At 59.1% G+C, this 15,021-nt stretch carries 14 protein-coding genes; 2 read left to right on the forward strand and 12 right to left on the reverse strand.

Features of this window, described 5'->3' with window-relative positions; genetic code table 11:
- Positions 1–111: 111 nt before the first annotated feature.
- Together OLX72_RS19255 and OLX72_RS19260 are read right to left on the reverse strand one after the other, a co-directional pair.
- Positions 112–1,128, reverse strand: a complete 1,017-nt coding sequence (locus OLX72_RS19255) for a sterol desaturase family protein (protein ID WP_114869626.1) — start codon at positions 1,126–1,128, stop codon at positions 112–114.
- A gap of 21 nt (positions 1,129–1,149) precedes the next feature.
- The gene (locus tag OLX72_RS19260) at positions 1,150–1,743 is read right to left on the reverse strand and encodes an HD domain-containing protein (protein WP_254684785.1); all 594 of its coding nucleotides are present in this window, start codon (positions 1,741–1,743) and stop codon (positions 1,150–1,152) included.
- A gap of 140 nt (positions 1,744–1,883) precedes the next feature.
- On the opposite strand from OLX72_RS19260, the gene OLX72_RS19265 reads away from it, so the two are divergent.
- The gene (locus OLX72_RS19265) at positions 1,884–2,783 is read left to right on the forward strand and encodes a LysR family transcriptional regulator (protein ID WP_433989349.1); all 900 of its coding nucleotides are present in this window, start codon (positions 1,884–1,886) and stop codon (positions 2,781–2,783) included.
- A gap of 68 nt (positions 2,784–2,851) precedes the next feature.
- Here OLX72_RS19265 and OLX72_RS19270 read toward each other — a convergent pair whose 3' ends face one another.
- The 8 genes from OLX72_RS19270 to OLX72_RS19305 form a co-directional block, all read right to left on the reverse strand.
- The gene (locus tag OLX72_RS19270) at positions 2,852–3,997 is read right to left on the reverse strand and encodes a serine hydrolase domain-containing protein (protein ID WP_433989350.1); all 1,146 of its coding nucleotides are present in this window, start codon (positions 3,995–3,997) and stop codon (positions 2,852–2,854) included.
- Entirely contained in the window at positions 3,994–6,093 is a 2,100-nt protein-coding gene (locus OLX72_RS19275) for an acetate--CoA ligase family protein (RefSeq protein WP_433989351.1), read from the reverse strand. The genes OLX72_RS19270 and OLX72_RS19275 overlap by 4 nt, the downstream gene beginning before the upstream one ends.
- Positions 6,090–7,250: an acyl-CoA dehydrogenase family protein gene (locus tag OLX72_RS19280; RefSeq protein WP_433989352.1), complete on the reverse strand. Its 1,161-nt coding sequence runs from the start codon at positions 7,248–7,250 to the stop codon at positions 6,090–6,092. The genes OLX72_RS19275 and OLX72_RS19280 overlap by 4 nt, the downstream gene beginning before the upstream one ends.
- A 13-nt stretch (positions 7,251–7,263) precedes the next feature.
- Positions 7,264–8,061 carry an ABC transporter permease gene (locus tag OLX72_RS19285; RefSeq protein ID WP_114869621.1) on the reverse strand — a complete coding sequence of 266 codons (798 nt, stop codon included), beginning with the start codon at positions 8,059–8,061 and terminating at the stop codon, positions 7,264–7,266.
- Entirely contained in the window at positions 8,058–8,906 is an 849-nt protein-coding gene (locus OLX72_RS19290; protein WP_114869620.1) for an ABC transporter permease, read from the reverse strand. Before OLX72_RS19290 ends, OLX72_RS19285 begins: the two co-directional genes overlap by 4 nt.
- A 73-nt stretch (positions 8,907–8,979) precedes the next feature.
- The gene (locus OLX72_RS19295; protein WP_114869619.1) at positions 8,980–10,089 is read right to left on the reverse strand and encodes an extracellular solute-binding protein; all 1,110 of its coding nucleotides are present in this window, start codon (positions 10,087–10,089) and stop codon (positions 8,980–8,982) included.
- An 85-nt stretch (positions 10,090–10,174) separates the two neighbouring features.
- Positions 10,175–11,182, reverse strand: coding sequence for an ABC transporter ATP-binding protein (locus OLX72_RS19300; RefSeq protein WP_114869618.1), 1,008 nt, complete (start codon positions 11,180–11,182; stop codon positions 10,175–10,177).
- Position 11,183: 1 nt separating this feature from the next.
- On the reverse strand, positions 11,184–12,074 hold the full coding sequence (locus OLX72_RS19305; RefSeq protein WP_433989353.1) for a 3-keto-5-aminohexanoate cleavage protein: 891 nt from the start codon (positions 12,072–12,074) through the stop codon (positions 11,184–11,186).
- A 124-nt stretch (positions 12,075–12,198) separates the two neighbouring features.
- Between OLX72_RS19305 and OLX72_RS19310 the strand changes: the two genes are divergently transcribed.
- The gene (locus OLX72_RS19310) at positions 12,199–13,260 is read left to right on the forward strand and encodes a GlxA family transcriptional regulator (protein ID WP_114872172.1); all 1,062 of its coding nucleotides are present in this window, start codon (positions 12,199–12,201) and stop codon (positions 13,258–13,260) included.
- On the opposite strand, the gene OLX72_RS19315 is transcribed toward OLX72_RS19310, so the two are convergent.
- Both OLX72_RS19315 and OLX72_RS19320 read right to left on the reverse strand, forming a co-directional pair.
- Positions 13,257–14,213 (reverse strand): 3-hydroxyacyl-CoA dehydrogenase NAD-binding domain-containing protein, encoded by a 957-nt coding sequence (locus tag OLX72_RS19315; RefSeq protein WP_433989354.1) that lies wholly within the window; start codon positions 14,211–14,213, stop codon positions 13,257–13,259. The two genes, OLX72_RS19310 and OLX72_RS19315, sit on opposite strands and share 4 nt — an antisense overlap.
- Positions 14,214–14,215: 2 nt before the next feature.
- Positions 14,216–15,019: a carnitinyl-CoA dehydratase gene (locus OLX72_RS19320; RefSeq protein WP_114869616.1), complete on the reverse strand. Its 804-nt coding sequence runs from the start codon at positions 15,017–15,019 to the stop codon at positions 14,216–14,218.
- Positions 15,020–15,021 lie beyond the last annotated feature (2 nt).

The following is a 15,021-nucleotide window of genomic DNA, read 5'->3' on the forward strand; positions in this document are numbered from 1 at the left end:
CAAGCGACTCCCCCGGTGATCGTCCGGACAGGTTATCGCAATAGGTTCGATTGACCAGAGGTTTTTATTTTTGTTGGGAAATTCCTTGCCCGGCCTTTGTAAACAAGGGTATCAATCGCCTTTGCCTGCCCAGATTTTCCGCCGCCGCTCCTTGACCAGCGCGTCGCCTTGCGGCGTGCCATCGTGAAATGTATTGAACCACGCATCCCACGGCGTTTCCCATGTGCCATAGTTGCAATCGAAAAACTTGTGGTGCAGCTGGTGATAAAAATCGCCCAACTGGAAACGGCCAGATTCCCCGATCTTCAGGTTTTCAAATCCGGCATGGGATGTGGGCGCGCCGATGCCATGGTGAAACAGCAGGAAAATCACGTGCACCGGATGCGAGGCGACGATGAAAAAGATCATCGTGTCAAACATCAGGAAAAAGCTTTCAACCGGATGCATCGCCAGACCCGACCACGGGCCGGTATTGACGTTCTTGTGATGCCACGCGTGCACGCGTGTATAGAGCGGGCCGACATGAAGCAGCCGGTGCAGCCAGTAGAAATGAAACCCTGCCCATAACGGGATCAGCACAATCAGGCCCACGAACCAGACCGGATTATCCGTAAATGTGATCAGCGTGGCCCAGCCGTTGGCATAGGCCCAGTACATCAGGCTTTCCCAAAAGGTCCAGAAGGCCAGCGCCGGCCCCAGCGTCCAGAACATGTTATCCCAGACCTGGTTCTTGAAATAGAACACCTTGGCGCCCCTCGCCATCGGGCGCATGTCATAGCGATATTCATCGCCCTGCGCACGAAACCGCAGCAACAGCAGATGCAATCCGCCCGCGACCACCAGCAGGATCACCAGATTGCGCAGCCAGATTTCGAACACCCAGTCAAACTGCCATGTCTGCGCGCGTTCAAGTTCCGGAGTGAAATACAGCCAGGTGATAACCGCGCAGACCAGAAACAGACAGCGCTGCGCCACCGGATTCCAACTGCGCGCCAGATATTTGAGCGAGGCAAGAGGTGCCAAAGGCCAGTCCCAGTAGGGCGCAAGCCTGAGCGGCAGGGCCGGTGTGTAATTCCATATCTTTCGCACGGCGCGGGGCGCGCCGGTCTGGGGCGTTTCATCGGTCATGATCGGATCTCGGGGTTGGCGCTAGGCGCGCTGTGATGCAATCTCGGGGTTTTGAAGTGCGACGCGCACCCCGGCCTGAATAACGCCCGGGTCATAGGCCTTGCGGGCGAAAACCTGATGCACCATCGGCGCGAAAAACGACAGTGGCAGCGTATCATAATCCGGGTCAAAACTGGTTTGATCCCAACGCTCGCAAAACGTGGCGCAATCGTCAAAATAGGCATGGCCCTTGTAGGCGTCACGTTTGTTCGGATCAGCCCCGACATGGGTCGCGTAATAAAGCATCTGGAAATCACCATGTTTTTCCACCACCCATGCGCATTGTTCACGCACGAAGGGCCGCAGGATCGCAGCCGCATATTCATCATGGTTGTACGGTGCATAGATGTCGCCGATATCGTGCAGCAATGCCGAAACCAGCCAGTCGGTATCGGCGCCGTCGCGCCATGCGCGGGTCGCGGATTGTAATGAATGGCCCAGCCGCGTGATCTGATAGCCCGAAAGCGATGTATCAAGGCTTTCCAATGCGTCCAACAGGCGGGTGGCCGTATGGCTTGCATATTCGGTTTCATGCGCGTTCAGCAGATCGTAATCCGCCTTGTCGCCTTCTTTCATCTGGGTGAATTTTACAGTTTGCACGCGGGCGCCCTTTTTCGCTGAACGATTGCTTGCCGACACAATAGGCCTTTCCATTCGCGTCTGATAGGCCCAAAAACAGGCAAGGCATCATGCCTTTTTGTTATGGAGCCGCAGATATGGCCAGCCGTCGTCGCCTGCCTTCCCTGAATGCCCTGATCGCGTTTGACGCGGTCGCCCGCAATGGCAGCTTTACCCGCGCCGGGCAGGAACTGACTGTGGCGCAACCCGCCGTTACGCGCCACATCGCCAATCTAGAAGGTTGGCTGGGCGTCGCGCTGTTTCACCGCCACGGCAATGCGGTTTCGCTGACCAAGGACGGACAGGAGGCCGCCGATCTGGCGATTTCGGTCCTTGACCGGCTTGAGATCGGGCTGGGCGCAATTCGCGCCGCGCCACGATCCGAAGTGGTGATCGGCGCGTCCTTTGGCATGGCGCATCTGTGGGTGATCCCGCGGATTTCCGGGTTGCGCATGGCGGCGGGCGGCGCGGTCATCAATTTTGTGACATCCGAAAACTATGATGCCTTTGATCGGCAGGGGGTTGATCTGTCGATCCGCTTTGGCACCGGGCAATGGGCCGGTGTGCATTCCGACCTGCTGTTCGAAGAGGAAACCCATGTGATCGCGTCACCGGATTTTCTGGCCGCGCATCCCGAGATTGACGCCGATAACCTGCCATTCACTCTGCGCGGGGAATGGTTGCTGGAACACGGCGATCAATACAATGTGGGATGGATGACATGGAAATCCTGGTTCCGCCATCACGGCCCCCCCCTGCCCGCAATCCCCAAGCCCGAAGTGCGCAATTTTCCCACCCTTCTGGATATGGTGCGCGCGGGCGAAGGTGTGGCCATCGGTGTTGCGGGGCTGGATGATGCATGGGTTGAAAAAGGCGAGATTATCCGCCTTGGGCCGGCTCTCAAACGGACGGGGCTTGGTTATTATCTGACCCATCGCGATAATTGCGCGCCCGCCACGCTGGAGGTCCGCAATTTTCTGCTGGGGCACCGTGAATAGGGTTGGGGCATCGGGTTACCATACAAAGCCCGGTTTTCTGCCGTGATCATCAAGGGTTAAACCCATCGCTATTGTTGCCCTACAGCCTCGCACACTTCGCGCAGGGCCAGAATGACAGATAGCATGTAATCCTCGTCATAGCCGGCATCGTTTTCCAGAACGCTTAGATACGCGCAGGCCGTGCGCGACACCGTATCAACCATCAGAAACTGGCCGCCATATCCTGCGTGGCCCAGAAACCGCCCGTCTGTCATCAGATGATTGGAATAGCGCAACCAGTCGCGCGGCGGGTTCAGCGCCGGTGCCGCGCGTTGCAGCGACGTGCGCAGGAACGCGTCATTGGCAAAGGTGCGGCCGCGGATGTCGCGCCCGCCGCGGGCAAACAATAGCCCAAAGCGCGCCAGATCGCGCGCAGAGACACAACCGCCGCCGGAAAATGCCGGAAAACCGTCCCGCGACAGGCTGATGTGAAACGTATCCTCGTACCCGGCGGCATCTGCGATGGCTTCGATCTGCGCGGCAAGAGGCACTGGTGACACGGCGGCGCAGATCAGGGTCAGGACATCGGTATTGGCCGATTTGTAATCCGCATGGCCCGTGCGGTTTTTCAGATCGGATCCCGTTATGGCATGGGTGAAATCGCGCAGCGTGATCTCAGGCGTGCCGGATTCGGGCAGACGCCAGCCAAGCGCCGCCTCTTCGGCATAACAATCGGATTGCGGATCGTCGTAATCTTCGGAAAAATCATTCGCGACGTTCATATCCAGAAGATCCTGAACCCGCGCCATTGCATAGCCTGATCCGATATCGGGCAAATAGTGTCGCACCGGTTTGTAAAGATCCAGCAGCCCCTTTTCCAACAACCGCCCCACGATCAGATGAATGTGCATCTTGGTGACGGACTGGATGGAATGGGGGTGGCGTGTATCGAAATCGGGCGCGGAGTGGTCCAGCAGAATTTTGTTGTCCCGTGCGCATACAAAGGCGGAAAACGCCACATGGTCCATCAAATTGTCCAGCGCCGGCGTGCTGATACCCCGCGGCGGCACCGGATCAAGTGCCAGCACATTGCGCGCGCGTACCATCAACGCGCGGCGAAATAGGCTGTGGGCATTGTGAAAACCGTGGCGACGATGCGCGGGTTGGTTCCATCTTTGCTTGTTGTCTGCCCCAACACTCAGATCCGGGTTGGGGTGTGTTCGCAAACGGTTCATGTCCGGTCCTCGAGGTGTAGCAGAACATCAACGGCCATGATGCTGTCGGGATAGACAAACATCGGATTGATTTCGACTTCGGCTATGGGATCATCACCAGCCAGAACATAGCTGCAAAGCTGGTGCAGGGCGTCAGCGATTGCCGCCAGTTCGGCCCTTGGCCGGCCACGAAACCCACCCAGCAAATGGCCCACTTTCAACCTGGCCAGCGCGGTCTGAATGTCGGCGGGCGAACTTGGCAACAACAGCGTTCCGGCATCGCCCACCAGTTCGACCAGTATACCGCCGCTGCCCAGTGTCAGCGCCCAGCCGAACTGCGCATCGCGGCGCAGGGACACGATCAATTCGGCCAGCGGCGGCGGTGACATCTGTTCCACCAGAAAACTGTCGTTCACGGCATCCGCATCAAATGCGGCCACGTCCTGCTTCATCCGGCAGATGGCAGCGGACAATTCGTCAGACGATGACAGCCCCAGCGCAACCGCGCCCGCCTCGGTTTTGTGGGCAAGTTTCGGACCCATCATCTTTAGCGCAACCGGATAGCCGAGTTCAGCAGCGGCGGCCAAAAGCCCCGATGCCGGCACACATTTTCCGCGCGGCACCGGCACGCGCGCCTTTTGCAGCCATGCCTTGCCTTCTGCCTCGTTCACCATTTTCACCAGGCCCGTTAACTGTGGCGGCGCCAATGGCTGAGGCGGGTGTGTCAGGATGCGCGCACGTGCCTGCGCCCAGCCCGCCGCATCCAACATTGCATTCAGCGTTTCGTGCAGGCCCTGCATCGGGGCAACGCCCTGTGCGATCAGGGCATCGCGCGTGTCCTGATCCAGATTTTCCGGCAGGGTCGCGCAGATCGCGGCGGGCACACCGCTTTCCGCTGCCGCACGCGCAAAGGCTGCGGCATCATTCTGGTAGTAGATCTTGGACGCATCCAGACCGGCAGCGGGATAATCCTGCACCAGAACGGCCGCATCGGCCACCAGCCCCTGCATCGCGGCCGCAAACACCGGATAGGTATGTTCGGGCTGGCCCCAGATCGGTGTTGTGTAATCCAGCGGGTTGGACACGGTGGCTATATCAGGCAACAGCGCCCCCAGACGCTGCGCGCTATCGCCGTTAAAGTCGGGATAGGTCAGGCCGATCGTTTCGCCGTGATCCGCCAGCATCGTGGCGCCGCCACCCGAACAGGTAAAGCCTGCAATGTTGCGTCCCTTCGGCGCGCCGACGACACAAAGATACTTCAGTGTTTCCAGCATTTGCGCAGGGTTCGTGACGGAAATCAAGCCGGTGCGTTCAAACATCGCCTGATAAAGATCGTTGGCGCCCGACAGCGATCCGGTGTGGCTGACCGTCAGCGCTCCGCCAATTGCGGAACTGCCGGTTTTCAGCGCCACGACCGGTGTGTTGTGTTCCAATGCCTTGAGTGCGGCGCGTTCAAAACGGGCCACATCGCGCAAGCCTTCGATGTGCAGACCAATGGCGCGTACGCGGGGATCTTCGCACAGGACATCCAGAAAATCCTCTTGGCCCAGAACGGTCTGGTTGCCCGCAGAAATCATATAGGCCATCGGCAACGATCGCTGGCTCATCGTGATGTCAGAGGAAAACATACCCGACTGGGTGATGATGGCCGCGCCGTATCCCGGCGACGCGCCGCCATGTTCGAAAGACCATAGCGCCGCATTGCCCAGATAATTGATTACGCCGTAACAGTTCGGGCCGATCAGGGCCATGTCGCCATTTGCACGTTTCAGCGCAGCTTCGGCCTTGGCCCCGGAGTGCCCCGCCTCCTTGAAACCGGCGGTATAGCATACGACACCCCCTGCCCCCATCGCGGCCAGTTGCGCCACCGCCAGAACCGCCGCCTGAGCGGGGATGGCCAGATAGACGGCATCCGGTGCATCGGGCAGATCATCAAGGCTGGCAAAACAGGGCACACCGGCCAGATCGGGCCGCGTCGGGTTCACGGCCCACATCTGGCCTGCAAATCCACGGCGGCGTGCCTCGTTGATGGCCGTGATCGCATCACGCCCGCCGACAAAGGCAATGTGGCGCGGGTTCAGTAACCTGTCAAAGTTCCGGCGCTGCGCGGGCGTCATGCACCAAGCGGCCTTAGTATCGAACGGGTGATGATATGGCGCTGGATTTCACTGGTGCCGTCCCAGATCCGTTCCAGCCGCGAATCCCGCCACAAACGCTGGATCGGCAATTCTTCCATCAGGCCCATGCCACCGTAAATCTGCACCGTGTCATCGGCAACCTTGTTCAGCATTTCCGAACAGTAAACCTTGACCATGGCCGCATCGGCATCTTCCATCATTCCGGCATCCGCACGGCGCACCGCGTCCGCCACCAAAAGATCCGCGGTGCGCAATCCGATGGCCATATCGGCAAGGCGAAAACCAGTGGCCTGAAACGTGCCGATGGGTTTGCCGAACTGTTTGCGGTTGGCCGCCCAGTCGGTGGCCATTTCCATCAGGCGTTCGGCCTTGCCACAACAGGTCGCCCCGACCCAGATGCGGCCCATACCCAGCCATTTGCCTGACAACTCCAGCCCGCGGCCTTCTTCGCCCAGAACCTGCCCCGGTCCAAGGCGCACATTGTCAAAGCTGAGCTGGAAGGTCTTGTAGCCACGATAGCTGACGCATTTGTTGCCTTCGCGGCAATCAAACCCCGGCGTGCCGACATCGACCAGAAATGCCGTAACCCGTTTGCGCGGGCCGCGTTTTGTTTCATCGACACCCGTTGCGGCGAACACGATGGCGAAATCGGGCATGCACGGGCCGGAAATAAAATGCTTTGATCCGTTCAGTATCCAATCGTCACCATCGCGGCGCGCATTGGTTTTCATGCCCATCACATCCGATCCGGCCTCGGGTTCTGTCAGTGCAAACAATTCGCGTTTCTCGCCCGTTACACACGGATCCAGATAGCGCGCGATCTGATCCCCCTGACACGCTAAAAGCAGTTCGGTCGGGCGGCCGATCCAGCTGTGCAGGGCATGTGTCGTCTTGCCGTATTCGCGTTCGACCAGTGCCATCGCGGAATAGTTCAACCCGCCCCCACCGACTGGCTCCGGCAGGTTGGATGCATAAAGCCCGACCTCTTTGGCGCGGGTTTCGATCTGGCGGCCCAGGTCTTCGGGCACTTCGCCCGCGCGATCGACCATGTCTTCGTGCGGATATATCTCGGTTTCCAGAAAACTGCGCACCGTGTTGAGCAAAAGTTCGTTTTCGTGCGAGGTGATGCTGTTCATGTCTCGCTCCTCTTCAGGGGTTGGATTGCGCGGCTTTGCGCCGCGACATGATGGCCGATGCGGTAAAGGCAATCAGCGTTATGGCAATCAGGACGACGGCGGCCGCGGCCACTGTCGGGTCGGTGTTTTCGCGGATGCCGTTCCACATCCGGCGTGGCAGCGTGTAGACGTTGAATTTGGAAATGAACAACGTCACCACGATTTCATCCCAACTGAGGATAAAGGCGAACAAGGCGCCTGCATACACGCCGGGGCGCACTGAGGGCAGGATCACGCGGCGCATGGTTGTCCAATTCGACGCGCCCAGATTTTTGGACGCCTGTTCCAGTTTCGGATCGAAGTTCGCAAGCGACGCGCTGACCGTGATCAGCACCATCGGCGCGGCCAGAATGGTATGGGCGATGATCAGGCCGGCGTAGCTGTCCAGCAGGCCCATCGGTATCCACAGCCGGTAAAACGCCATGGCGGAAATGATTTGCGGAATGATCAGCGGCAGCAACAGAAAGGCGCGCACGACCTCGCTGTATTTCGATGACACGCGCCACAATCCGATGGCGCACAGCGTGCCCAGAACCGTGGCCAGAAAAGACGTCGCCAACCCGATCACCGCACTTTGAAAAAAGCTCGACATCCATTCGGGGCTGGTGAACAGTTTTTCAAAATGGCGCAGCGACAGTTCGCCGCCCGGCATTGACAGGAACCGTTTTGGTGTCAGTGACACCGGGATCGCGATCAAGGCGGGCGTGACCAGAAACAGCAGCAAAACCCATGCGCCAACCCTGTTGAACCGTGACAAAATTCCCGTTTTCATGACGCGCTGCCCCCGAACACGGTGCTGAGCTTCATGAATTTGGACATGATGTAGAGCATCGACAGCACGCCGAACAGCATCAGCGCTGCCAGCATCGCTGCCGTGCCCCATTGCAGCGTCACCAGAAGCTGGACCGAGATGTATTCGGCGATCATCAGCACCTTGCCGCCGCCCAGAACCGCAGGTGTCACGTAAAACCCAAGGCTCAGGATAAAGACCAGCAGCGTAGAGGCGACAAGACCCGGTGTGGTCAGCGGCAGATAGACCCGCCAGAAGGTTTGCGCACCCGTCGCCCCCAGATTGCGCGAGGCATCCATGACCCGCGTATCCAGCGATTGCATGTTCACCAGCAACGGCAGCACCGCATAGGGCACCATGTAATGCACCATCCCGATCAGCACGCCCAGCTCGTTGCGCATGAAGGCGATCGGTTCGGAAATGATGCCGATGCCTTCCAGCGTGTTGTTGACCAGCCCGTTGCGCCCCAGCAGCATCAGCCAGGAAAAGGTGCGCACAAGGATCGAAATCCAGAAGGACACCAACAGCAGGGTCAGCATGTAATTCTTTTGCTTCTGGTGGCAGTGCACCATGGCGTAGGCAATGGAATACCCCAGAAGGACGGAAAATACCGTTGTGACAATGCAAATCCGCAAGGTGGTCCAGATGATGCGCGGCAAGGCATCGCTTTCGTACAGCTTGGCATAATTGCCCAGACCCGGTTCGGGGTCTGTCACGCTAAGCCACAGGATATTCGCGATCGGGCCAAGATAAAGTGCCACAACAAGCAACAGGAACGGCGCGACCAGCAGCCATCCCGGACTTATGTGTTTTTGCAGCGCGTTCATCTTGGTTCGGCCCGATCACATGGGTTTGGGTCACGCGATCCGGCGGGTCATAATCCGCCGGATCGCGCAGGGTTCAGCTGATGGCGTCAAGGAAGGCGTTGACCGCCTCGCCCGAATTTTCGCCCCACCAGACCGGATCGTTAAACGCGACACCGTCGATGTTTTGCGCCGACGTGATGGCATAAGCCTGCTGCCCGTCCGGAATTTGTGCGAACGCGGCAGGGTTGGACGGCGTCATGCCCAGACAATCCAGAAGCTGCAACTGCGCCTCTGGCTCTTGCGCGACGGCGATGAATTTCATGATCGCTTCGCGCCCGGCCGGGTTGCCCTTGGGCACGATATAAGCGCCCGGCATCGCCAGCGCCTCGTTCATCACCAGTTTATAGCGCCCGTCTGTGTCCGCTTCGATGTTCTTGCCGCGGTTCTGCCAGATCATGCCCATGCTGACCTCGCCATTCACACACATCGAGTGCGCTTCGGAGCCTGAGCCCCAGTACAGGCTGTCATCCTTGATCGATTTGATCTTGGCCAGCGCACGATCCATATCCAGCGGATAAAGCGCATCCTTGGCCACACCGTCGGCCATCAATGCCGCCTCAAGCGAACCGTTGGCCCACTTGTAAAGCGAGCGTTTGCCGGGAAATTTGGCAGTGTCAAAGAAATCCGCCCAGCTGTTGGGGGGCGTGTCGCCGTAGGCTTCGGTATCATAGACGAACGCATAGCCGTAAAGGATGATCGAAACGCCATATTCCAACGCGTATTGCGGCAGTGTCTTTTCCTTGCTGACGACGCTGTAATCGATCGGTTCGAGATGGCCCGATGGCCCCAACGCGATGGAATCAAACAGGTCCGCATCGCACACATCGGCGGTGACATTGCCGCTGTCGACCATTTCGCGGATCTTGCCTTGAAGCGGACCGGACGTGTCAAAGCGCAACGGCATACCGGTTGCGGCCTCGAACGGTTTCCCGATGGCGTTGCCGTGGCATTCTTCGGATTGGCCGCCCCAGTTCCACATTACAATTTCGTCCGCCGCCGCTTCGGCCTTGCCCGCCAGAACCGTGGCCGACGCAAATCCTGTCATCGCGCACAGGGTCAGAAACGCGCGCCGGTCCATTTTTCCGGCTTTGAAGGCCTTGGCCCCGTCTTGCAGCGTTTCACGCATGAACTGCTTGTCTTGCATTATATCTCTCCTTGTTGTTGTGCCCGGCTTGGTGCCGGACGTTGGCAAAAATGACGCCATTGGCTGGCGTTCTGATTACGTGCTTTTATCCGTCTTCCAGTTTGACAGCCGCCCCCTTGCGCCAAGTCAGATCGACCGACTGGCCGGTTTCCAGCGGCGCCTCGTTGCGCCAGACATCTATATCAACCTCAAGCTCGGCCCCGTCCGTCGTGGCCACGATGATGCGCTGCATGGATCCGAAATAGGTGATGGACCTGATCGTTCCGGACAGGCGCACATCTGTCTGGCTTTGTCCGGCGGGGTGGATATCGATCTTTTCGGGGCGCAGCGCATAGATACCGTCGCTTCGGTGCAAGAAGTTGCTTTTGCCCAGAAAGCTGGCGGCAAATTCGGTTTTCGGGTTTTCGTAAAGTTCGACAGGCGTGCCGACCTGTTCAATTGCACCGTCGCGCATGATCACGACACGATCCGACATCGACAGCGCCTCTTCCTGATCGTGGGTGACGTATATGAATGTAGTGCCGACGCGGTTGTGGATGTCTTTCAGCTGTTCCTGCACCTCGACGCGCAGTTTTTTGTCGAGCGCGCCCAGCGGTTCATCCAGCAGCAGAACGGGTGGCGCGAAACACAACGCGCGGGCCAGGGCAACGCGCTGTTGCTGCCCGCCTGACAACTGGCCGGGCTTGCGATCGGCAAAATCCTGCAATTGTACCAGTTCCAGCATTTCGTCGACGCGGCGGGCTATTTCGTCAGCGGGGCGTTTTCGTACCGACAGCGCATAGCCGATATTGTCGCGCACGCTCATGTGCGGGAACAGGGCATAGCCCTGAAACACCATGCCGAAATTGCGTTTTTCGGCGGGCACATCCGCTATCGAATTGCCATCCAGCGCGATATCGCCCGAGGTGATATCCAGAAACCCCGCGATCATCATCAAAAGCGTTGTCTTGCCCGAACCGGACGGGCCCAGCAGGGTCAGGAACTCACCCTTCTGAATCTCGAGATTTACTTTATCAACGGCACAGAACGCACCGAAGTATTTGGATAAATCCCGAACCTGCAAACTGCCCTGATCGACGGTGGTGGCTGCCATGTTACGCGTTTGCCCCCCGCAAATTCAGCTTGTTGCGCGCTTCTTGCGGGGTGATGGCCCGCGCGCCCATCCTTTCGATGATTTCAACGATCCGTGTCACCAGCTGCCCGTTTGTGGCCAGCACACCCCGATCCAGAAACAGATTATCCTCCAGCCCGACACGCACATTACCCCCCATCGCCACCGCGGCGGCAGCCATCGGCATCTGCATGCGCGAAATCCCAAAACCGGCCCAGCTTGCATCATCTGGCAGGTGGTCTTTCATCACCTTCATCGTATCGACGCTTTGATCGGCCCCCCACGGGATACCCAGACAAATCTGGAACATCGGCGGATCGGCGATCAGGCCTTCGGCAATCATCTGGCGGGCAAAACGGATATGCCCCAGCTCGAACACTTCCAGTTCCGGCTTTACCCCCCATTCCAGCGTCAGTTCGGCCATCCGACGCAACGTTGGCGGGGTCGAGATATAGATGTTGTCGCCATCCCCGAAATTCAGCGTACCGCAATCCAGTGAACAGATATCGGGCATGCATTCATGCACATGGATCAGCCGGTCTTCGGCACTGATCATGTCCGTACCCGGCCCCGGCATGGCAGGGTTGGTTGCATCAGGCACCCAGTCGCCGCCCATGCCGGCCGTCAGATTGATGATCACGTCAGTGCCACTGTCGCGCACACGATCCACGACTTCCTTGAACAGTTTGGGATCGCGCGATCCCTTGCCGGTTTCGGGGTCGCGCACGTGGATATGGGCCACCGCCGCGCCGGCCTTGGCCGCTTCTATCGCGGCATCTGCGACCTGTTTGGGGGTCACAGGGACATGCGCGCTGCGCCCTGTCGTATCCCCCGCGCCCGTGACGGCACAGGTTACAATCACTTCGTAATTCATTGGCCGCACCTCCCGTTTTTTATCAGTTTGGCGGCCAGACAGGCAAAATAAATGTCGATTTTTCGACTTATTTTGCGTCATAGTGACGAAAAACCTTACTGGATTTGAAAGAGCGGACCGCGACATGAACATCAATCTCGACGGCACAAGCGGCGGCGCGCGCGGGCAGTCACATGCCATTTTCGTGGTCGTTCCACGCTTTAACATCGCGACCCTGATTACCACCATCGAAACCATGCGCATTGCGAATTATCTGTCTTCTATCCGGGCGTTTTCGTGGGAAATCGTATCGTTCGACGGGGCATCCATCACCGCCAGCAACGGCATGAAAACCGAAGTGAACGCGGATACCGACAGCCTGGGCCCGGCCGATCTGATCTTTGTTCTGGGCAGTTGGGGCACAGAGCATTACGCGAACAAGTCGCTGATTTCATGGCTGCGCAAACGCGCGCGGCAGGGCGAGCGGGTCTGCTCTGTCGAACTGGGCTGCTACATCGTGGCGCGCGCCGGATTGCTTGCCGGAAAATCCGCCACGACCCACTGGTCATGGATGTCGGGATTTCAGGAAAGCTTTGACACGGTCCAGTGCAGCGAACAGCTGTTCACGATCGGCGACAAGGTGATGACCTGCGCCGGTGGGCTGGCCGGCGTTGATCTGATGTTGCGGCTGATCGAAAAATCCCACGGCAGCAGCTTTGCGGGCGAAATTGCGGATCAGATGCTGCACCATCCGATCCGCACGGAAACAACTCCGCAACGGCGCACGATGGGTCAGGGCACCGAAACCATGGCACCGGTGGTCCGGCAGGCCATCCGTCTGATCGAACGCAACATAGAAGAACCGTTGGGCGTGCCCGAAATTGCCCGCAGTCTGGGGATTTCGCAACGCCAGCTGGAACGCCAGTTCAAGAAATACATCGGCTGCACCGTGATCCAGTTCAGCCTGTTGATGCGGCTACAGAACGCGCGGGTTCTGCTGATTTCAACCAAGCTGAGCGTGCGCGAGATTGCGACCGCATCAGGGTTCAACACCCTGTCGCATTTCGCCTATTCGTTCGGCAAGTTCTTTGGCCGCCGCCCGTCGGAATACCGCGAGGCATGGCCCCAGAACGAAGCCGCGCCCACGTGGCCCGGCACCCTGTCCGAGTTTCTGAACACGCGCCCGATCAAGGCGCGCAAATCCTAGGGTGTCTGATCCGCGCGCACGTCGCGCAGCGCATTCAGAACGGCGACGATTTCGCGATCCCGCTGCGCGGCCATGTCCTCAAAGGGGCGATCGCCGGCAATGGCATTGCAGCCATCCACCATCCGGTTGCGCAATTCCGGCGTAAGCTCGGGGGCGGTCAGCCGCGTCCACGGCAATTTCAGGGCCGGACCGAACTGATCCAGATTGGTGGCCATGCCCCCTGCCCCGCAGGCCACGTGAAATGCCATGCACTGGCCCTGAGCCACCATGCGCGGCGCGGGGCCGTTCATCAGGGCGATGTCGATATCTTCCGGCGTTGCCTCGCCATTGGCGACCATGTGCAACGCCTCGCGCCATAGCGCTTCTTGCAGGCGGGTCGCGACAAAACCGGGGATTTCCTTTTTCATCATCAGCGGGGCCTTGCCCGCTATTTCGTAAAACCGGCCCGCCCATGCCACGGCATCGGGCGATGTTTTTTTGCCGCCAACGATTTCGACAAGTGGCAAAAGATAGGGCGGGTTGAACGGGTGGCCGATCACACAGCGTTCGGGGGTGGCGCATTCGGCCTGAATATCTGTCATCATCAACCCGGATGTAGAGGATCCGATCACCACATCGGCGGGAACAATTTCGCCCAACGTTTTGTAAAGCGCCTGTTTCATCGCCAGATTTTCCGGCGCGCTTTCCTGAATGAACTGTGCGCCTTGCACCGCGTCCTTCAAGTTGTGGACAATCGTCAACCGATCCAGCGACGCGCCTTTGGCAAGGCCCAGATCAGTCAGGCTGCGCCAGGCCGTGTCCAGGATCGCACGGAACGCCCCAATCTCGGCAGGGTCGTGCAGATAGCTGGTCACGTCATAGCCGCGGGCCAGAAAATGGGCGGCCCAGCCACCGCCGATGGGCCCGCCGCCGATGCTGGCGATGCGGGTGATGGATTGCGGATCGGGATACATCGCTATTCGCCTTTGAACTTGGGTTCGCGTTTTTCGACAAACGCCGCCACACCTTCGGCGGCGTCGGATGATTTCAGCATCTTCCGGTAGGTCGGCATCGGATCGGTGCGCATCTTGTGAAACGCCTGTTTCAGCGGCACACATTCAATCTCGCGCTGGACCTCTTTCACCGATTGCATGGCCAGCGGGGCCGACCACGCAATGGACGCTGCCCATTCCCGCGCGGCTTCCATCAACTTGTCCTTGGGAACGACCTTGTTGACCAGACCATAATGTGCCGCCTCTTGCGCGGGCATGCGGCGCCCCAGAAGAAACATTTCCATTGCGATGTTGTGCGGGATACGGCGCGGCAGGCGTTGAAGGGCACCGGCATCCGGCACGATCCCCAATGGCATTTCCGGCAGGCCGAATTCAACGTGCTCAGCCGCGATCAGCAGATCGCAGCCCATCGCCATTTCAAACCCGCCGCCGATGGCGTGGCCATTGATCGCCGCGATGACCGGTTTGTTCAGCGTCCAGTTTTCGGTCAGGCCGGTAAAGCCGCCTTCGCCGTAATCATCGGTTTCCCACCAGTTGTCCAACTGCATATCGCCTTCGTTCAGCGCCTTGAGATCCCAGCCCGCAGAAAATATCCGGTCGCCCGCGCCGGTCAGGATCGCAACGCGCAATTCGGGATCATCGCGCAGTTCGGCAAAGGCCGCCGCCAGCGCTTGCGACGTTGGCACATCAATGGCGTTGACCTTGGGGCGATCCAGAACAACCTCAAGCACGTGGCCGTTGCGGGTGGTGGTGACACCGTTTGTCATGG

Origin of the sequence: Sulfitobacter sp. TBRI5 (assembly GCF_051013555.1) — a bacterium.
Lineage (GTDB): Bacteria > Pseudomonadota > Alphaproteobacteria > Rhodobacterales > Rhodobacteraceae > JL08.